General features: G+C 71.5%; 18 protein-coding genes. 12 read left to right on the top strand and 6 right to left on the bottom strand.

All coding sequences use genetic code 11. The annotated features are described in order from the left end of the window. Nucleotides 1–264: 264 nt before the first annotated feature. Nucleotides 265–1,245 (top strand): glycosyltransferase, encoded by a 981-nt coding sequence (locus ACFDTC_RS14155; protein ID WP_375259532.1) that lies wholly within the window; start codon nt 265–267, stop codon nt 1,243–1,245. Here ACFDTC_RS14155 and ACFDTC_RS14150 read toward each other — a convergent pair whose 3' ends face one another. Genes ACFDTC_RS14150 through ACFDTC_RS14125 form a run of 6 tightly spaced genes read right to left on the bottom strand, consistent with a single transcriptional unit; the run spans nt 1,246 to nt 6,583 of the window. Beyond that, nucleotides 1,246–2,136: a glycosyltransferase family 2 protein gene (locus tag ACFDTC_RS14150; RefSeq protein ID WP_375259531.1), complete on the bottom strand. Its 891-nt coding sequence runs from the start codon at nt 2,134–2,136 to the stop codon at nt 1,246–1,248. Beyond that, nucleotides 2,133–3,314: a glycosyltransferase gene (locus ACFDTC_RS14145; protein ID WP_375259530.1), complete on the bottom strand. Its 1,182-nt coding sequence runs from the start codon at nt 3,312–3,314 to the stop codon at nt 2,133–2,135. Before ACFDTC_RS14145 ends, ACFDTC_RS14150 begins: the two co-directional genes overlap by 4 nt. After that, entirely contained in the window at nt 3,311–4,246 is a 936-nt protein-coding gene (locus ACFDTC_RS14140) for a polysaccharide deacetylase family protein (protein WP_375259529.1), read from the bottom strand. Before ACFDTC_RS14140 ends, ACFDTC_RS14145 begins: the two co-directional genes overlap by 4 nt. Next, nucleotides 4,243–5,058: an amidohydrolase family protein gene (locus ACFDTC_RS14135; RefSeq protein WP_375259528.1), complete on the bottom strand. Its 816-nt coding sequence runs from the start codon at nt 5,056–5,058 to the stop codon at nt 4,243–4,245. The genes ACFDTC_RS14140 and ACFDTC_RS14135 overlap by 4 nt, the downstream gene beginning before the upstream one ends. Continuing rightward, nucleotides 5,055–5,654: an amidohydrolase family protein gene (locus tag ACFDTC_RS14130; RefSeq protein WP_375259527.1), complete on the bottom strand. Its 600-nt coding sequence runs from the start codon at nt 5,652–5,654 to the stop codon at nt 5,055–5,057. Before ACFDTC_RS14130 ends, ACFDTC_RS14135 begins: the two co-directional genes overlap by 4 nt. Then, nucleotides 5,651–6,583, bottom strand: a complete 933-nt coding sequence (locus ACFDTC_RS14125; RefSeq protein WP_375259526.1) for a glycosyltransferase — start codon at nt 6,581–6,583, stop codon at nt 5,651–5,653. Before ACFDTC_RS14125 ends, ACFDTC_RS14130 begins: the two co-directional genes overlap by 4 nt. Between ACFDTC_RS14125 and ACFDTC_RS14120 the strand changes: the two genes are divergently transcribed. From ACFDTC_RS14120 to ACFDTC_RS14070, 11 genes are all read left to right on the top strand, one after another. Further along, on the top strand, nt 6,476–7,561 hold the full coding sequence (locus ACFDTC_RS14120) for a hypothetical protein (protein ID WP_375259525.1): 1,086 nt from the start codon (nt 6,476–6,478) through the stop codon (nt 7,559–7,561). The two genes, ACFDTC_RS14125 and ACFDTC_RS14120, sit on opposite strands and share 108 nt — an antisense overlap. A gap of 80 nt (nt 7,562–7,641) precedes the next feature. Beyond that, entirely contained in the window at nt 7,642–9,168 is a 1,527-nt protein-coding gene (locus ACFDTC_RS14115; protein ID WP_375259524.1) for a glycosyltransferase family 39 protein, read from the top strand. 103 nt (nt 9,169–9,271) lie between these two features. After that, a complete protein-coding gene (locus tag ACFDTC_RS14110) occupies nt 9,272–9,919 on the top strand; it encodes a DUF1194 domain-containing protein (RefSeq protein ID WP_375259523.1) in 648 nt (215 codons plus the stop codon). A gap of 99 nt (nt 9,920–10,018) precedes the next feature. Next, nucleotides 10,019–10,486, top strand: coding sequence for an SspB family protein (locus ACFDTC_RS14105; RefSeq protein WP_375259522.1), 468 nt, complete (start codon nt 10,019–10,021; stop codon nt 10,484–10,486). A 102-nt stretch (nt 10,487–10,588) separates the two neighbouring features. Further along, on the top strand, nt 10,589–11,983 hold the full coding sequence (fumC, locus tag ACFDTC_RS14100; protein WP_375259521.1) for a class II fumarate hydratase: 1,395 nt from the start codon (nt 10,589–10,591) through the stop codon (nt 11,981–11,983). Nucleotides 11,984–12,084: 101 nt separating this feature from the next. Beyond that, on the top strand, nt 12,085–12,942 hold the full coding sequence (locus tag ACFDTC_RS14095) for an ATPase (RefSeq protein ID WP_375259520.1): 858 nt from the start codon (nt 12,085–12,087) through the stop codon (nt 12,940–12,942). Nucleotides 12,943–12,988: 46 nt separating this feature from the next. Further along, nucleotides 12,989–14,413 (top strand): alkaline phosphatase D family protein, encoded by a 1,425-nt coding sequence (locus tag ACFDTC_RS14090; protein ID WP_375259519.1) that lies wholly within the window; start codon nt 12,989–12,991, stop codon nt 14,411–14,413. A 124-nt stretch (nt 14,414–14,537) separates the two neighbouring features. Beyond that, on the top strand, nt 14,538–15,488 hold the full coding sequence (gene metA / locus ACFDTC_RS14085) for a homoserine O-succinyltransferase (protein WP_375259518.1): 951 nt from the start codon (nt 14,538–14,540) through the stop codon (nt 15,486–15,488). Further along, entirely contained in the window at nt 15,485–16,465 is a 981-nt protein-coding gene (locus ACFDTC_RS14080; RefSeq protein ID WP_375259517.1) for an alpha/beta fold hydrolase, read from the top strand. Before metA ends, ACFDTC_RS14080 begins: the two co-directional genes overlap by 4 nt. Nucleotides 16,466–16,514: 49 nt before the next feature. Next, nucleotides 16,515–17,393 carry a polyphosphate kinase 2 gene (ppk2, locus tag ACFDTC_RS14075; RefSeq protein WP_375259516.1) on the top strand — a complete coding sequence of 293 codons (879 nt, stop codon included), beginning with the start codon at nt 16,515–16,517 and terminating at the stop codon, nt 17,391–17,393. Further along, nucleotides 17,386–17,791 (top strand): TetR/AcrR family transcriptional regulator (locus ACFDTC_RS14070; protein WP_375259515.1); only part of this gene is annotated, 406 nt, incomplete at its 3' end. The genes ppk2 and ACFDTC_RS14070, both read left to right, overlap by 8 nt.

The following is a 17,791-nucleotide window of genomic DNA, read 5'->3' as shown; positions in this document are numbered from 1 at the left end:
GCCTAGCAGCTCAAGGCGGGGTTCGCAGGCACCTGGCAACAGAAGCCTGCACTTTCTTCCTCATCTTTGACTGTTGCTCCACCGGTTTCCTGCCTTGACCGTGGTGGGTCTGCGCGGGCGCTGTTCCCTCGCGGCGAAAGGCGCTATGTGGAGTCCGACGTCGCGCGAGGATGGCATGAAATCGGTTCCCCACCGCCGCACCACCGACCCGCGCCAGCGCGGCGCGACGCGCGTGCCGCGCCCACGTTTGCTGGTTTGGCCGCGATGACGATGCCCCCTTGCGATTTCGCCGTGATCGTGCCCGCCCATCAGGCGCAGGACACCCTGCCCGCCTGCCTGTCGGCCCTGATGGCGGCGGGTTTTCCGGCCGAGGCGATCCTTGTCGTCGACGACGGCTCGCGCGATGCGACCGGCGCGGTGGCGACGCGCGCCGGCGTACGCGTGATCCGCAACGACAGCCCCGAGCGACCCGCCCGCGCGCGCAACCGCGGCGTCGCCGCCTGCACGAGCGAGATCGTGCTGTTCGTCGATGCCGACGTGGTCGTGCATGCCGACATCCGGTCACGGATCGCCCGGCATTTCGCGGACCCGGCCCTTACGGCGGTGATCGGCTCCTACGATTCCGCGCCGCCGGCGCCGGCCGCGGTCAGCCGGTATCGCAACCTGCTGCATCACCACGTCCACCAGCGCGCGGCCGGCGAGATCGGCACCTTCTGGACCGGGTTGGGCGCGGTGCGGCGCGCGGCGTTCCTCGAGGCAGGCGGTCTGGACCCCGCTTGGGAGGATATCGAGGACGTGGAATTCGGCCTGCGCCTCGTCGCCCGGGGCGGCCGGATCGTGCTGGACCCGCAGATGCAGGGCGCGCACCTGAAGGCCTGGACCTACCGGTCGATGTGGCGCACCGACGTGCAGGGCCGCGCCGTGCCCTGGACCCGCCTGCTGGCGCTGGGCCGGCTCGATCCCGCCGCGATGAACGCGGGGCCCGCGCACCGCGCTTCGGCCGCAATGGTTGCGCTGGCGGCCGTCGCGCTGCTGGCGCTGGCGGTAACGTCTTTGGCCGGGTGGGTGCTCGTCGGCGCGCTTGGAGCCTTCCTGGTGCTCAACCGGCGGTTCTTCGCGCTGCTGTGGCGCGTCGGCGGCGCGCGGCTGCTGGCGGCGGGCATTCCCGCCCATGCGGTGCATTACGCCGCGGCCTTGGTCGGCTACGCGAAGGTCCGTCTGTTGGAGCGTCCGCGCCTCTCCTGATCAGCCCTTTTCCCGTCGGGCACGGTACATGCCGTGTGCCACCGCCGCCTGCGACATGGCCGCCAGCGCCACGCCGCGCAGACCGGCGCTGCGCCACGGGGACGCGACCAGCGCCGCGTAGAAACCCAGCCGCGACAGCGGCGCGAAGGGTGCCGCGCCCTCGGTCGCGTGGAACAGCGCGGCGCCGCGGCCATAGTTCGAATGCTGGCGCCAGAACCGCCGCAGGTCGAGATCGTGGTGATGCGCCAGGCGCGCACCGGGCACCGCGACGATCGGCCAGCCCGCGCGCACCCATGTCCGGCAGAAGGCGCGATCCTCGCCCGCGGCCAATGGATAGCGCGTGTCGAACCCGCCGAGGTCGAGGAAGGCGTCGCGCGGCAGCGCGATGTTGTTCGACGGCGCGATGATGCCGTCGGGGCCGGCGCGTGCCGCGATGAAATCCGCGATCGCCTGGCTGGTCTCGGCGTAGGGATTGCCCTGCAGGGCGTTCTCGGTCCGGCCGGCGGCCATGATCGGCGCGGACGAGCCGGCGACGGCCGCGTGCATCGCCGCGGCCCAGCCGGGCTCCGGCGCGCAATCGTCGTCGGTGAAGGCCAAGACCCCCGCGCGCGCCGCCGCGGCGCCGCGGTTGCGCGCGGCCGCGGGGCCCGCGTTCGGCTGCCGCAGCACGCGCAGGTCGAGCCGAGCGGCGAAGGGCTCTGCCGTCGGCGCAAGCGGCGCCGGGCTGCCGTCGTCAACGACGATCACTTCGACCGCGACGTCCCGCTGGGCCGCCAGCGCCGTCAACAGGCGCCTCAGCGCCTCGGGCCGGCCGTAGGCGGGCACGACGACCGAGATGTCGGGCGGCGCCGAGGCCCCGGTGCCGGCCCCTTCTGCGAAATCGCCGCTCATGCGAGGCCGGCATAGACCGCGCGGTATCCGGCGATGCGCGCGGCCCAGGTCATGTCGCTCTCGGCATGCGCGCGGGCGGCGCGGCCCAGCCGCTCGCGGGCGCCAGGATCGGCCCCGAGTTCCGCCACGGCGGCGGCGAAGGCGTCAGGCGCGTCGGGCGGCACCACCACGCCGCGGCCGTCCGCCAGCATGTCGGCGATGTCGCCCACGTCGGCGGCGACGATGGCACGCCCGGCGGCCATCGCCTCGGCCACCTTCAGAGGGCTCGCGTAGCGCGTGACCGACAGCGATCGGCGCGGCACGCCGAAGACGTCAATCAGCGCCAGGTGGGCCGGCACCGCCGCGCGCGGCACCGCGCCGGTGAAGATCGCGCGCACGCCCGCGGCCTTCGCATGCGCCTCGAGCCGGGACCGTTCGGGGCCGTCACCCACCATCAGGAGCGTGGCACCCGGCACCCGCGCGGCGGCCTCGACCAGACGGTCGAGCCCCTCGTAGGCCAGCATCGCGCTGGTCGTGCCGATCACCGGGCCGGCTTGCGCAGCATCCGCGTCGAGGCCCAGGCGCGTCCGCAGGGCGGCGGTCTCGGCGGGATCGGCCCGCACCGGCTCGGCCCCGTTGGCGATCACGTGCAGCCGGTCCGCCGGGGCGAGGCCGCGCGCCACAAGGAACCGCCCCAGCGCATGGCTGGCCGCGACAACCGCATCGGCGTGGCGCAGGTGTTCTTCGAACCGCCGGCGCAGCACCGGTTCCAGCATCGTCATCAGGCGCCCCGACTGCGCCCCCGCGGCACCGGCGAGGTCGAAGCGCACCTCGGCCACGAAGGGGCGGCCGGCCTCGCGCGCGCCGCGCGCGACGGCGCGCCCGATCCCGGACGAGAAATGCCCGTGAACGATGTCGACGTCGCGCGCCTCGTGCGCCACGGCGCGGGCAAGGTGCGCCACGTCTAGGTCGTAGGGCCGCAGCCGCCGCGTCAGCCGTTCGCGCGGGGACGGCGCGAGCATGCGTGCCGGCGCGTCCGCCTGCCCGGCGAAGTCGTGCTGGCGCGACGACACCAGAACGCGCGGCTCGGCGATGCCCTGCTCGGCCTGGTGCCGCACGATCAGCGCGGAGCGGCTGGCATAGCCGGTGGCAATCGGCGGCCAGGTCTCGAACACGTGCAGGACGCGCGGCGGGCTCATGGCGCGGCGACCGGGCGCCACAGCCGCTCGACCTCGGCCAGGGTCGTGAGGTGCCAGCCGGCGTCGCGCGCGTGGTCCAGCATACGTCGGAAGACGGCCACCGTATCGGCGTCGCGCATCACGTCCAGCGGATCGAAATAGACCGAGGCGAAGCCGCGCGGACGTTCCTCGTCCAGCATCCGGCGCCACAGCGTCTCGAACTTGTCCAGGTCGTGCAGCCCGGCACCCTTGGCGGGGTTCGCCGGCCGGCGGATCGACAGGTAGGACGAGAACGGCGACCACCGCACGCCGGGGCACGGCGTCAGCGGGATCATCAGCAGGTCATTCGGAGCCGGAGACGCGGAAGGGAAGTTCAGGCTCTGGTCGCCGTGGCGCGGCGCCGCCTCGGGCACGAAGGGCACCGGCGCGGGGCAGCGCGACGCCAGCGAGGACGAGGCGTAGCGGATCTCCGGAAACCGGCGCAGCGCGGCGCGCAGCGGGGCCGCGTCCTTGAAATGCGGCGTGCGGAAGCCGACCGGCCGCGTGCCGGTGATCGCCGCCAGCGCGTCCTGCCCGCGCGCGATCTCGTCGGCCATCTCGTCCTCGGACAGGTGCCAGAACTCGCGGTCCGGGTTCAGCACCGGGTTGTCGGGATGCGACCAGGTGTGGTTGGCGATCTCGTGGCCGCGGGCATGCGCGTCGGCGTAGGCGGCCGGATCGGCCTGCGCCAGCTTGCCGATTGCGAACAGCGTCATCTTCGCGCCGGCCGCGTCCACCAGGTCGGTCAGCGCGGGCAGCGCGTCGGTGTCGGCCTGGTAGTCGAGGTCGAAGGACAGCGCCAGCACCGGCGGCCCGGCGGGCGGCGCGATCCGCCGCCGCGGCAGGACCGGCCACAGCTTGCGGCGGGCGATCTCCTCGGACAGGCGGGCGGGCAGCACGGCGTGCAGGCTCATGACAGGATCTCCTCGGCGGCGTCGCGGCCGATGCGGGCGGCCAGCCCCGGATCGGGCAGCGCGCGCGCGACCTGGTCCCAAGCGACGCGGGGATGGGTCAGCGGACAATCCGATCCGAAGACCAGCCTGTCCCACGGCATGTCGGGGTGGCGCAACTGGTCGCGTCGCCAGATCCCGGATGTGTCCAGCCAGACACGCGGGTCCGAGCGCGCCAGCGCGTAGGCCTCGGCCGCGAGGTCGATGGCGTCGGGAAACTGGCCCAGATGCGCGACGATCACCGGGCCGGTGGTGCGCGGCAGGATGCGTCGGGCGATCCAGCGCGGCGGCACCATCCGCCCCGAATGGCACAGCACCGGCAGGCGCAGGTCGGCGATCGCCTCGAAGTGCCGCTTGCCGGGCACGCCGTCGAGCTGCGGCAGCAGCTTGACGCCGGCGAAGGTCTCCAGCGCCTCGGGGGCGAGGCCGGGATCGGGCGGCCGCAGCCGGCGCTTGACCGCGCGGCGCCAAAGCCAGCCCGGCGCCTCGTCGAGCGGCATCTCGGGTCCGCTGAGGCGCGCGAAGGCGCGGATGCGGCCGCCGCTGCCGGCGGCGACCCGCGCAAGCTCGGCGTTCGCCTGCGCGTAACCGGCGTGGTTTGTGGGCGCGAAGGCCACCGCGCGCGCGATGTCCGAAGCCTCGGCCATCTCCAGCCATTCGTCCGGCGTCAGGTGCGGGTAGTAGAGTTCCCCGGTGTCAGACGGGCCGAGATGCACGTGGATGTCGGTCAGCCCGGCGGGCGGCTCGGGCACGGGGCTGCGCGCGGCGTCGGTCATGGCATCAGCCGGGCGGCGTTGTCTACGAAGACGCCGCGCGCCGCGTCCGGCGACAGGGCGGCGGCGACATGTGCGGCCTGCGCGTGCGCCTCGAAGACCGGCGCCCCCGAGGCGAAGATCACCCGGTCGGGAAGCCGCGCCGCCGCCTCGGTCACGAAGGCGCCGATCACCGCGCCCGAGGTCTCGAGCCACAGGCGCGGGTCCGACGCCGCCAGCTGCAGCACCGCGACCAGCGCGGCGGCGTCGCCCGCCCCGGCGCCCAGGTGGCGCAGCACGACCGGGCCGGGGCGCGCCTTCAGCAGGGACGCGATGCGCAGCGGGGTCAGGCGGCCGGCCACCAATAGCGGCCGGTGGTCGGCCGGCACCGCCGCATCGTCGTCGAGGGACCAGGCATCCGGCAGGGCGTCGCCTTGCGTCGCGGGCGCGATCCAGCGCAGGGATTTCCCGCCGCCGTCCGTGAACGGACGCTCGGGCGCCGCGACCCAGAGCGCGCGTGCACCGGCGTTGCGCCCCTCGTCAACGCCCTCCGGCAGGACGAAGCAGTCGGTGAAGGACGCGGGCGGCACCGGATGGCCGGGAAAGACCCGTGCGTTCATGGCCGCGCCCCGGCCGCCGCGTAGACGTCGGCGTAGCGGTGAACCTCGCGCCGCCAGCTGCGCGCCTCGATGCCTTCCGATCGCGGCCAGGGCGCGTCCGCGAAGCGTTCGATCCCCTGGGCCAGGCCCTCGGGCGTGGGCGGCACGAACCGCGCCGCCGGACTGTGGCCCATCAGCTCGCGCAGTGCGGGCAGGTCCGAGGACAGCACCGGCAGGCCCACTGAAAGCGCCTCGAGCGGCTTCAGCGGCGTGGTCCCGGACGACACGGCGGCGGCCCGCCGCGGCACGACGAAGAGATCGAGCGCGCCCAGCCGATCGGGCATCTGCGAATAGGGCACGAAGCCCGGCAGGTCGATCACGTCGTTCAGCCCCGCGCGCGCCACCAGCCCTTCGATCCGGTCGAAGTCGCGCCCGGTGCCCATCAGCGTCGCGCGCAGGCGCAGCCCGGGGCGGCGTTTGCGCAGCAGCGCGACGGCCTCGACCAGCCCGTCGAGATTCTCCATCGCCTCGAAGGTCGTGGCGTAGCCGACGTGCAAGTCCCCGGCGCCATCGGTCCGTGCCGGGGCCGTGGCGAAGCGGTCGGTGTCGACCGCGTTGCGCACGATGTGGATGCGGTCGGCCGCGACGCCCCCCGCCCGCAGCCGGTCGGCGAGGCCGTCCGAGATCGTCACCACGGCGTCGGCGCGTCGCGCCACGTCGAGTTCCAGCGCGTTCACGCGGCGCCCGCGCAAGCGCTTGGACAGGCGCGGTGAATCGAGGTCGTAATCGCCGTTGAAGCAGCGCAGCTCATAGACGAAGGGCACGCCACGGGCGCGCGCGGCGTGCAGGGCGGCACGCCCCACCTCGTGCGGGTGATGGGCATGCACGACCGCGGGCGCCTCGTCGCCGACGATCCCGGTGAGCGCGCGTCGAAAGGCCCTTCCGGTCACCGGCGCCAAGCCGACGGGCGGTCGCTCCCACCCAAGGAGATCCGCGCCGACTGGGCCGCGCAGCGCATCAAGAACCTGTCGCTGTCCAAGGCGGTGTGGAACGCCGTGTCGGGCCGCAACGACACCGCCAGCCTAATCGAGGAGTTCGAGTATCCCCGCCTGGGCCCTGGCATGATGTGGGAAAAGACCGCCGAGGCGATCGAGGCCGAGGGCGGTGCCGTGCATCTGCGCCATTACGCGCGGCGCATCCTGCGCGACGGCAACCGCGTGACCGCGGTCGAGGTCGCCTCCGACGACGGCGTAAAGACGCACGCGGCCGACCACGTGGTCTCGTCGCTCGCGCTCGACGATCTCGTGGCGGCTTTCGACCCGCCGCCGCCGCCGCACGTGCTGAAGGCCGCCGGGAAGTTGCGCTACCGCGACTTCCTGATCGTGACGCTGGTGCTGGACCACGAGGACCCGTTCCCCGACAACTGGATCTACGTCCACGCCCCCGAGGTGAAGGTGGGGCGAATCCAGAACTTCCGCGCCTGGTCGCCCGAGATGCTGCCCGACGACGACACCGCGTCGATCGGGATGGAGTATTTCTGCGCCGAGGGCGACGCGCTGTGGACCATGTCCGACGAGGACTTGCGCGCGCTCGCCACAGACGAGCTCGAGCAGCTGGGCCTTGCGGCGGCCGAAACGGTGACCGGGTCCTACGTGATCCGCCAGCCCAAGGCCTACCCGGTCTACGACGAGCATTACCAGGACGCGGTGGATACCATCGCCGACTGGATCCGCGGACTGGAAAACTTCCACACCGTGGGCCGCAACGGCCTGCACCGCTACAACAACCAGGACCATTCGATGCTGACGGCGATGAAGGCCGCCGAGAACATCTTCGGCGCCGAACACGACGTCTGGGACGTGAACGTCGAACGATCGTACCACGAGGAGTTCATGCGCCCCCGCGACGAGTTGCGCCGCGCCGGCTGACCGCCTAACGGTCGGGCGGCAGGGCCGGCCACCGCGTCGCGTGGCCCGCCAGATCCGAAAGCGACCGCGAAGAGACCGCCTTGAACGATGCATCCGACCCCGAGGCCGGCCTTCGCGCGCGCGCCGGATCGCGGCCCGCCCCGCCGTGGGCGTCGGCGCGGGATTCGCGGCTGGTGCCGCTCGCGCTGATCGCGCTGCACTGGGCGGTGGCGGCGCTGCTCTGGCCGGGTCTGGGCTGGATGGATTCTCTCGAATATTCCCGCGCCGCGATGGACCTTCTGGACGGCACCTTGCCGCGCGACCACTGGGGACTGCGCTGGCCGCTGACGCTGCCGCTGACGCTTGGCGCGGGTCTTCTGGGACCGTCCGAGCTGACCCTGTCCCTGCCGCTTCTGCTGGTGTCGAGCGTGCTGGTCTGGCTGGCCTGGCTTTGCGGCTGTCGCTGGTCGAACGCCGCGACCGGCCGTGCCGCCGGAGCGCTGTTCGCGACCTCGCCGGTGTTCGCCTCGATGGGTATCATCGTGGCGGTGCCCGAGACGCTGTTCACGCTGGCCGCCATCGCGCTCGCCGCACGGGCCGAACGGGCGCGCGACTTCGTTCTGGCGGGCGTGCTGGCCTGGGCGGCCTGGGCCTGCCGCGAGACGTCCGCCTACCTGCCGGTCACGCTCGCCCTCGTCACGCTGGTCGCGGCCAAACCCGCGATGGTGCGCCGGGGCGTCGCGGCGGCCGCGATCCTCGCCGCCTTCGCGACCGCGCTGCTGGCCGAACTGGCGTTCTACCGCGCGGTCTACGGCGCGTGGCTGTTCCGCATGCGCGCCGACCTCGCGCACGGGCAGGACGCGCCGGGGACGCGCATCCTCGACACCGCGCCGGGGCGGGCCGAAACTTGGGCCGCGCCGATCCTCGAGACGATCGCCGCCTCGCTTTTGACACCGATCTGGCTCGTGGCGCTGCCGGGCCTCGCGCTGCTGGTGATCGGCATCGCGCGGCACGGCATGGCGCCTGGCAACACGGAAGGCCGCCGCGCGGCGCTGCACCTGGTCGCGGGCTCGGTTGCCGCGTATCTGCTGGCGGTCGGCGTGCTCAACCTCGAGCGGTATTACTACTATCCCGTGGTGGCGGTGGCCGCGGTCTTCCTGGCCGCCCGCGCCATCGCCGCATTGGCCGCGCGCAGGCCGCGTGCCGGCGCCGCCCTGCTGGTGTCGGTCTGCACCGCGAGCGTCGCGCTGTCGCTGGTCACGCGCCCGCCGGACGCGGGCACCGCAGAGCGCCTGGCCGCCGCCGCCGAAGAGCACGGCAGCCCGATCAAGGCCGACACCAAGATCAAGCGAAGCCGGTTGCTCCTGCGCATGCAGGGGCTGTCGCCCACGCTTTTGACCCGCCTTCGGGAAGGCGATCCCATCATGGCCGGCGACCTGGTCTTCGCGGCCGAGGGCGCGCTTTCGCCCGGACCGGGCTGGCAGATCCTCGCCCGCTACGAGGGCCGGCCGCAGCCGCTGCCCGCGCGTCTGATCGACCGGGTCGATCCCGGCCTTGCCGTGCGCGTTCTGGGCGATCGCGCGCAGGCGCGGCCCGACTGGCTGCTCTGGCGGGTCGGGCCGGGCTGAGGACGCCGATTGACCGCGCACCGGCGGCAAGCCGCTCGCCCGTGCGGGGGCTTTCCGGGCGGTGCCGCTTGACCTGCGCCACGGTGGCCGTAACCCTTGCCCCATGTTGCGCACGATCGGTCTTTGCTGGCTGTTCTCGGCCGGGCAGGCGCTGGCCTGCCAGACGGCGCTGATCCTGTCGATGGACGTGTCGAACTCGGTCGACGCGGGCGAATACCGCCTGCAGACCGAGGGTCTCGCCGCCGCGCTGCGCGATCCCGCGATCGTCGAGATCCTCGTGCGCGACCGGGTCGCGCTCGCGGTGGTGCAATGGTCCGGGCAGGACATGCAGGCGGTCACGCTGCCGTGGACGCAGATGTTCGGCTCCGCACAGGTCGAGGCCTTCGCCGCCGCGGCCCAGTCGATGCCGCGCGCCTTCGTACTCTCCGACACCGCGCCAGCCGACGCGGTGGATTTCGCCGTCGCGCAGTTCCGCGACGCGCCGGATTGCGCGCGCCGCATCATCGACGTGTCGGGCGACGGCACCCCGAACGCGGGTGGCGAGATCGGCCGCGCGCGCAACCGGGCCGAGCGCGCGGGCGTCACCGTCAACGGTCTGGCGATCGAGGGAATCGGCGTCGCGATCACCAACTTCTACCAGCGCAACGTGATCACCCGCGACGGCTTCGTGGTCACCGCGCGGGGACACCGCGACTATGCCCGCGCCATCCGGCTGAAGATCCTGCGCGAGATTTCCCGCGTCGTGGGCTAGGCCGGCCGCGCGTCCGCGCACAGATCGATCTCGACCGATTCCCCCCTTTTACTCGGCGACAGATGCCATATGCTGGGCGCGAAACCTGAAGGCGGACCCATGTCCAGACGGATCGATTACGGCAGATTGATGCATCGCGCGATGCGCGGCCTCATCCAGGAGGTCCTGTTCGACGTGGCCGAACGCGGGCTTCCGGGCGAGCATCACTTCTTCATCACATTCGACACCGGCCACCCGGACGTCGAGATCGCGGACTGGCTGTCGGACCGCTACCCCGAAGAGATGACCGTGGTGATGCAGCACTGGTTCGACGCGCTCGACGTCACGGACGAGGGCTTTGCCATCACGCTCAACTTCGGCGACGCGCCCGAGCGGCTGTACATCCCCTACGACGCGATCCGCACCTTCGTCGACCCCTCGGTCGAGTTCGGCCTGCGCTTCGAGACGCAGGAGGACGACGAGGACGAGGACGATCCGCTGGACGACGCCGCGCCGGACGACGAGGCCGAGCCCGAAGGCACGCACCGCGACGCCGAGATCGTCAGCCTCGACAAGTTCCGCAAGTAGGCCACAGGCCCGACGTTCGTTAACGCAAACGGCCATCTGGCCGATTGCCCCGGCGTGCGTCAGCGGCTAATGCGCATGCGACCGCATACCGAGGAGAAGGCCATGTCCGCCACCCGCACCGAAACCGACAGCTTCGGCCCGCTCGAGGTTCCCGCAGACAAGTACTGGGGCGCGCAGACCCAGCGCTCGATCCAGAACTTCCCGATCGGGTGGGAGCGTCAGCCGGTCGCCATCGTGCGCGCGCTGGGCGTCATCAAGAAGGCCTGCGCGCAGGCCAACAAGGCGCAGGGCACGCTCGACGGCAAGATCGCCGACGCGATCATCGCGGCCGCGGGCGAGGTGGTCGAGGGCAAGCTCGACGACCACTTCCCGCTGGTCGTGTGGCAGACCGGGTCCGGCACGCAGTCGAACATGAACGCCAACGAGGTGATCGGAAACCGCGCGATCGAGATGCTCGGCGGCACGATGGGCAGCAAAGACCCGGTGCACCCGAACGACCACTGCAACATGGGCCAGTCGTCGAACGACACCTTCCCGACGGCGATGCACATCGCCACCGCGACAACCGCGCGCGACGTGACGCTGCCCGGCCTGCGCAAGCTGCTGGCCGCGATGGAGGCCAAGCAGGCCGAGTTCGAGCACATCATCAAGATCGGGCGCACCCACACGCAGGATGCGACGCCGCTGACGCTGGGGCAGGAATTCTCCGGCTACGTGCACCAGATCCGGATGAGCATCGCCCGGATCGAGGGCGCCCTGCCCCGCATCCACGAGCTGGCCCAGGGTGGCACCGCCGTCGGCACGGGGCTGAACACCCGCAAGGGCTGGGCCGAGACCGTCGCCGCCAACATGGCCGAGATCACCGGCATCCCCTTCGTCACCGCGCCGAACAAGTTCGAGGCGCTGGCCGCGCACGACGCGATGGTCGAGATGTCGGGCGCGCTGCGCACGGTCGCGGCCTCGCTGTTCAAGATCGCCAACGACATCCGTCTGCTTGGGTCCGGCCCCCGCTGCGGCCTGGGCGAGCTGGCCCTGCCCGAGAACGAGCCCGGCAGCTCGATCATGCCCGGCAAGGTGAACCCGACCCAGTGCGAGGCGCTGACGCAGGTCTGCGCGCACGTGATGGGCAACGATGCGGCCGTCGGTTTCGCCGGCAGCCAGGGGCATTTCGAACTCAACGTCTACAAGCCTATGATGGCCTACAACGTGCTGCAGTCGATGCAGCTTCTTGGCGACGCGGCGAGCGCCTTCACCGATAACCTCGTGGCGGGTCTCAAGGCAGACGAGGACCGCATCGGCAAGCTGATGCGCGAATCGCTGATGCTGGTCACCGCGCTCGCACCCGAGATCGGCTATGACAACGCGACCAAGGTCGCCAAGACCGCGCACAAGAACGGCACGACGTTGAAGGAAGAGGCCGTGAAGCTGGGCTTCGTCGACGAGGCGACCTTCGACCGGGTGGTGCGGCCCGAAGACATGATCGGCCCCAAGGGCTGACGCATCGGAACGGCCGGCCCCTGCGCCGGCCGTTCGCGCATTTGACGCCGCCTCCGCGCCCGCTTACGCAGGATGCGCAACACCGCAGACGGACGCCGCCCATGCTCTACCCCACAGCCCAGGCCTGGCGCGACGCGCCATCCAAGCGCGTCGTCCTGTTCGCCATGTCGGGCTTGGGCAAGACGCATGTGTCGTCCATGCTGCGCGGCTCGGGCGACTGGTTCCACTACTCGATCGATTACCGCATCGGCACGCGGTACATGGGCGAATACATCGTCGACAACGCCAAGCGCGAGGCGATGAAGGTGCCGTTCCTGCGCGACCTGCTGATGACGGATTCGATCTACATCGGCTCGAACCTCAGCTTCGAGAACCTCAAGCCGGTGTCGGCCTACCTTGGCAAGCCGGGGGACTCCGCCAAGGGCGGCATGCCGATCGCCGAGTACCGCCGCCGGCAGGAGCAGTTCCGCCGCGCCGAAATGCAGGCGCTGCTGGACACCGGCTACTTCATCGACCGCGCGCAGGACCTGTACGGCTACCCGCATTTCGTCTGCGACACGGGCGGGTCGATCTGCGAATGGGTGGACCCCGAGGACCCGCGCGACGAGATCCTGACAGCGCTGTCAGAGGTCGCGCTGATGGTCTGGATCCGCGGCAGCGACGAACACACCGCCGAGTTGATCCGCCGGTTCGACCGGGCGCCGAAGCCGATGGCCTACCAGCCGCAATTCCTCGACCGAGCGTGGCGCGCCTATCTCGACGAGACCGGGCTGGCCGAGGATGCCGTCGACCCGGACGCGTTCATCCGCTGGACCTATGCGCGCGCGCTGGCCCACCGCCAGCCGCTTTACGAAGCGATCGCGCGCAACTGGGGCGTTACGGTCGAGGCCGCCGATCTGGCTGGCGTGCAGACCGAAGCCGGGTTCCAGGACCTGATCGCCGGCGCGCTGCCGTCGTGACCGCCCGGCGCCATGCAACCGGCGCGGGGCAAGTCGGTTGCCACTGATGACCCACGCGTTCGCCGGCCCCATCCTGATCCTCGACAGCGTCCGCGACGGCACCATGCGGCTGGCCGCGCTGTTCGTGGGCCCCGCCGACGCGGCGCCCGCACCGGTCGGGACCGAGGCCGGCGTTCACCACCCCGAGATGATCCTGCGTTGCGGCGAACGCGCCGTCTGGCGCGCGCGGTTCGATCGGCCGGCCGCCGAACCGTCGTCCTACGACTGGAACGGCACGCGTTACGACCTGGCGGGCGCGTCCGCGCCCGAGCCGCGCTTCGCCTACGTGTCCTGCAACGGCGAAGAGCATGGCGACCTCGACCGCGACCCGGCCGAGCGCAACGTCATCTGGACGCGCCTCGCCGAAGGTCACCGCGAGGCGCCGTTCTCGCTGCTGATCCACGGCGGCGACCAGATCTATGCCGACGAGGCCACGCAAGGGCATTCCGCCTCGGCCGGCTGGCCCGACGCCTGGCCCGACGATCCCGAGGACGATACGCTGACCGACCTGCGCGCGCACCTGCGGCAGCGCTTCTTCGACCGCTACAGCGCGCTCTACACCGCCGAGGCGTTCTCCTGGCTCGCCGCACGCGTGCCGTCGGTCATGCAGTGGGACGACCACGACATCTGCGACGGCTGGGGGTCGTTGCCGCGCAGCGCGGCACGCTCGTCCGTCGGCCGGCTGCTGTTCGACGTGGCGCGCGAGATGGCGCTGGCCTTCCAGCACGGCACGCGCGACGGCGACCTGCCCGCGCGTTTCGCCGATCCTGCCGGTACGCATCTCGGCTGGAGGGTCGACCTGCCCGGGCTGCGCCTGCTCGCCCCGGACCTGCGCAGCCAGCGCACCCGGCGCGAGGTCATGGGCCGCGAAGGCTGGGACATGGTCGAGGACGCCGCGCGCGACGGCTTCGATGGGCGCACGCTGCTGATCACGTCGGTGCCACTGCTGGGGCCGCGCCTGTCGCTGCTGGAACTGGCGATGATCCTCGTGCCGCGCATGCAGAAATACGAGGACGACCTGCGCGACCAGTGGCAAAGCCGCGCGCACCGGTCGTCCTGGCGGCACATGCTGCGCCTGTGCAGGCGCATGGCGGCGCCCGCCGGCGCGCAGGTCACGGTGGTCTCGGGCGAGATCCACCTGGCGACGCGGGCGACGATGGATCTGGCGCCGGGCAAGGTCCTGCATCAGCTGGTCGCCTCGGGCGTCACGCACCGCGCTCCGCCCAAGGGCTGGGCGCGGACGCTGGGCGCGCTGGCGACGCTGGGCGAATCCCCGCTTCCGGGTCAGCCGATCCGCATCCGGCCCCTGCCCGGCCGGTCCGACCGCTACACCGCAGAGCGCAACGCGCTGATCCTCGAACACGATGGGGGCGCCCTTCAGGCGCGCTGGCTGCTCGAGAAGACCGGTCTCACGCCGCCCCTGGCGCTTTGACAGCGCTGTCACGAACTTTGCCAGCGCTGTCATACGGGCGACGGGCCACACGCCGCGGCCGGCGCGCCCTCCTTGTCCGTCGCGGCCGCTTGGCCTATCTCTGCCCTTCGCGAAAGGATGCCCGATGCCGATCAAGCTGCCCGCCGACCTGCCCGCCTTCGACGTTCTCACCCGCGAGGGCGTGTCCGTCATGGCCGACGCGCTGGCAGAACGGCAGGACATCCGGCCGCTGCGCATCGGCCTGCTGAACCTGATGCCGAAGAAGATCCAGACCGAAAACCAGTTCGCCCGGCTGATCGGGGCCACGCCGCTGCAGATCGAGTTCAGCCTGATCCGCATGTCCGAGCACCAGACCCGCAACACCGCCGCCGAGCACATGGAGACGTTCTACCGTCCTTTCGCCGACGTGGCCGACAGCGGCGACCGCTTCGACGGGCTGATCATCACCGGCGCCCCGATCGAGCATCTGCCTTTCGAGGAGGTGACCTACTGGGACGAGCTGACCCAGGTCTTTGACTGGACGCAGGACCACGTGCATTCGACCTTCGGCGTATGCTGGGGCGGCATGGCGATGATCCACCACTTCCACGGGGTGGCCAAGCACATGCTCGACGCCAAGGCCTTCGGCTGCGTGCGGCACGACAACTGCGCGCCCGCCTCGCCCTACCTGCGCGGGTTCTCCGACGATATGGTCATCCCCGTGTCGCGCTGGACCGAACTGAAGCGGGAGGAGATCGAGGCCGCCGGCCTGCCGATCCTCATCGACAGCGCCGAGACCGGCCCCTGCCTCGTCGAGGACCCGGCGCACCGCGCGCTCTACATCTTCAATCACCTGGAATACGACAGCGACACGCTGAAGCAGGAATACGATCGCGACGTGGCCGAGGGCCGGGCGATCAACGTGCCGGCGAACTACTATCCCGGCGACGATCCCGCGAAGCGGCCGCAGAACCGCTGGCGCAGCCATGCGCACCTGCTCTACGGCAACTGGATCAACGAGATTTACCAGACCACGCCCTTCGACCTTCGCGACATCGGCCGCGTCGATCCCGCCGACCTGCGGGCCGAGGCATGAGCGTCTGGACCGTCATCGCCGCCGCGCTGCTGCTGGCGCTGGCCGGCTGCGGCGCGATCGTCGAACGCAGCGCCGACCGGGCCGTCGCCCGGGCCGAGGACCGCTGGCCGCCCGTGGGGCAGTTCACCGAAGTGGACGGCGCGCGCGTGCATTACGTCCAGCAGGGCCAAGGGCCGGACGTGGTGTTGATCCACGGCGCCGGCGGCAACCTGCGCGACATGACGTTCTCGCTGCTGCCACGTCTGGTCGAGCGCGGCTTTCGCGTGACGGCCTTCGACCGCCCCGGGCTGGGTTATACCGACCGGATCGACGAAAGCTATGCCGGGGCCTTCAACACCCGCGCCGAAAGCCCGCAGCAGCAGGCCGCCCTGCTGGCGCGGGCCGCGCAGCAGATCGGGGTCGAGAACCCGGTCGTCGTCGGCCACAGCTTCGGCGGTTCGGTCGCGATGGCCTGGGCGCTGGACCACGACGCCGCGGCGCTGGTCAGCCTTGCGGGCGCGATCATGCCCTGGCCGGGCGACGTCGCCACGTCGTACAAGCTGCTGGGCTCGCGCCTTGGCGGCGCGACGCTGGCGCCCTTGGCGGCGGCGCTGATCGACCCGATGGAGACCGCCGGCCGGGTCGAGCCGATCTTCGCCCCGAACCCGATGCCCGACGGCTATCTCGCCCATATTGGCCCCGGCCTGTCGCTGCGGCCCGGCCAGCTGCGCGCCAACGCGCGGCAGGTGCAGGCGCTGAAGGGCCACCTGCGCACGATGGTCCCGCGCTACGACACGCTGTCGATCCCGGTCGAGCTGGTGCACGGCACCGCAGACGACACCGTGGGGCTCGAGATCCACTCGGTCGCGGCGGCAGACATCCTGCCGAACGCGAACCTCACCGTGCTCGAGGGCGTCGGCCACATGCCGCACCACGCCCGCGAAGGCGCGGTGGTCGAGGCGATCCTGCGTGCAGCCGAACGCGCCGGTTTGCGTTGAGCCCACGCGCACCGCATACTGCGCGCCCCGCAGCCTGAGAGGACGGCCCATGACGCAGCCCTTCGACAGCCTGCCCTTCGACGGCGCGATCTCGCGCTACGCCGAACGCGATGCGCCCGACGCGGTGCGCACCGCGCTGGCCGAGGATCGCGCCATCCTCGACCCCGACTATCCCTATGCCGATCCGCTGGGATCCGACGACTACCGTGCGCAGATGGACGCGCTGCAGATCGAACTGGTCAAGATGCAGGCCTGGGCCAAGGCCAGCGGCGCCCGCGTCGCCGTCGTCTTCGAGGGGCGCGACGCCGCGGGAAAAGGCGGCACGATCAAGCGCTTCCGCGAGAACCTCAACCCGCGCGGCGCGCGCGTCGTGGCGCTGGGCAAGCCGACCGAGACCGAGGCCGGCCAATGGTATTTCCAGCGCTACGTGCAGCACCTGCCCACCGAGGGCGAGATCGTGTTCTACGACCGTTCGTGGTACAACCGCGGCGTGGTCGAGGCCGTCTTCAACTTCGCGACGAACGCCCAGCGGCAGCACTTCTTCGGCCAGGTGGGCGACTTCGAACGCCTGCTGACCGACGAGGGCATCCACCTGTTCAAGATCTGGCTGACCGTCAGCCGCGCCGAGCAGTTGCGTCGGTTCCTGAAACGCGAGCGCGATCCGCTCAAGCACTGGAAGCTGAGCCGCATCGACGTGGACGGCCTGGCGCTGTGGGACGCCTACACGCTTGCGATCCGCGAGACGCTGTCGCGCAGCCACACGCCGCACGCCCCCTGGACGGTGATCCGCGCCGATGACAAGCGCCGCGCGCGGCTGGAAGCGATCCGGACGGTGCTGACCGGTCTCGACTACGACCACCGCGACGACGACGCGCTCGGGATTCCCGATCCGCGGATCAGCGCCGGGCCCGGGCTGCTCGATGCATAAGCGCGGCTATCATCACGGCAACCTGCGCCAGGCTTTGGTCGACGCGGCGCTCGAGCTGATCGAGGAGAAGGGGCCGACCGGCTTCACCCTGTCCGAGGCCGCCAAGCGCGCGGGCGTTACCCCGGCGGCGGTCTACCGCCACTTCTCGGGGCGCGAGGACGTGATCGCCGAGGCCGCGCTGCAGGGCTACCGGATCTTCGCGGACGTGATGGAATTCGCCTACGAATCCGGTCAGCCCTCGGCGCTGGCGGCGTTCGAGGCGACGGGGCGCGCCTACCTTGCCTTCGCGCGCAAGCACCCGGGCCACTACATCGCGATGTTCGAATCCGGGATCTCGGTCAATCATTCGCCCGAACTCGCCGCCGTATCTTCCCGCGCGCGCGGGGTGCTGGAACGCG

The sequence above is a fragment of the Citreimonas sp. genome (assembly GCF_042096055.1).
GTDB lineage: Bacteria > Pseudomonadota > Alphaproteobacteria > Rhodobacterales > Rhodobacteraceae > Citreimonas.
This window is presented reverse-complemented; position numbering and strand designations above follow the sequence as displayed.

What these genes read in the sequence shown, in the direction of transcription:
- ACFDTC_RS14150 (WP_375259531.1), bottom strand. Translation starts at nt 2,136, where the DNA reads ATGAGCGGCGATTTCGCAGAAGGGGCCGGCACCGGGGCCTCGGCGCCG.
- ACFDTC_RS14080 (WP_375259517.1), top strand. Translation starts at nt 15,485, where the DNA reads ATGAGCGTCTGGACCGTCATCGCCGCCGCGCTGCTGCTGGCGCTGGCC.
- fumC (WP_375259521.1), top strand. Translation starts at nt 10,589, where the DNA reads ATGTCCGCCACCCGCACCGAAACCGACAGCTTCGGCCCGCTCGAGGTT.
- ACFDTC_RS14105 (WP_375259522.1), top strand. Translation starts at nt 10,019, where the DNA reads ATGTCCAGACGGATCGATTACGGCAGATTGATGCATCGCGCGATGCGC.
- ppk2 (WP_375259516.1), top strand. Translation starts at nt 16,515, where the DNA reads ATGACGCAGCCCTTCGACAGCCTGCCCTTCGACGGCGCGATCTCGCGC.
- ACFDTC_RS14130 (WP_375259527.1), bottom strand. Translation starts at nt 5,654, where the DNA reads ATGAACGCACGGGTCTTTCCCGGCCATCCGGTGCCGCCCGCGTCCTTC.
- ACFDTC_RS14140 (WP_375259529.1), bottom strand. Translation starts at nt 4,246, where the DNA reads ATGAGCCTGCACGCCGTGCTGCCCGCCCGCCTGTCCGAGGAGATCGCC.
- metA (WP_375259518.1), top strand. Translation starts at nt 14,538, where the DNA reads ATGCCGATCAAGCTGCCCGCCGACCTGCCCGCCTTCGACGTTCTCACC.
- ACFDTC_RS14135 (WP_375259528.1), bottom strand. Translation starts at nt 5,058, where the DNA reads ATGACCGACGCCGCGCGCAGCCCCGTGCCCGAGCCGCCCGCCGGGCTG.
- ACFDTC_RS14155 (WP_375259532.1), top strand. Translation starts at nt 265, where the DNA reads ATGACGATGCCCCCTTGCGATTTCGCCGTGATCGTGCCCGCCCATCAG.
- ACFDTC_RS14090 (WP_375259519.1), top strand. Translation starts at nt 12,989, where the DNA reads ATGACCCACGCGTTCGCCGGCCCCATCCTGATCCTCGACAGCGTCCGC.
- ACFDTC_RS14110 (WP_375259523.1), top strand. Translation starts at nt 9,272, where the DNA reads ATGTTGCGCACGATCGGTCTTTGCTGGCTGTTCTCGGCCGGGCAGGCG.
- ACFDTC_RS14095 (WP_375259520.1), top strand. Translation starts at nt 12,085, where the DNA reads ATGCTCTACCCCACAGCCCAGGCCTGGCGCGACGCGCCATCCAAGCGC.
- ACFDTC_RS14145 (WP_375259530.1), bottom strand. Translation starts at nt 3,314, where the DNA reads ATGAGCCCGCCGCGCGTCCTGCACGTGTTCGAGACCTGGCCGCCGATT.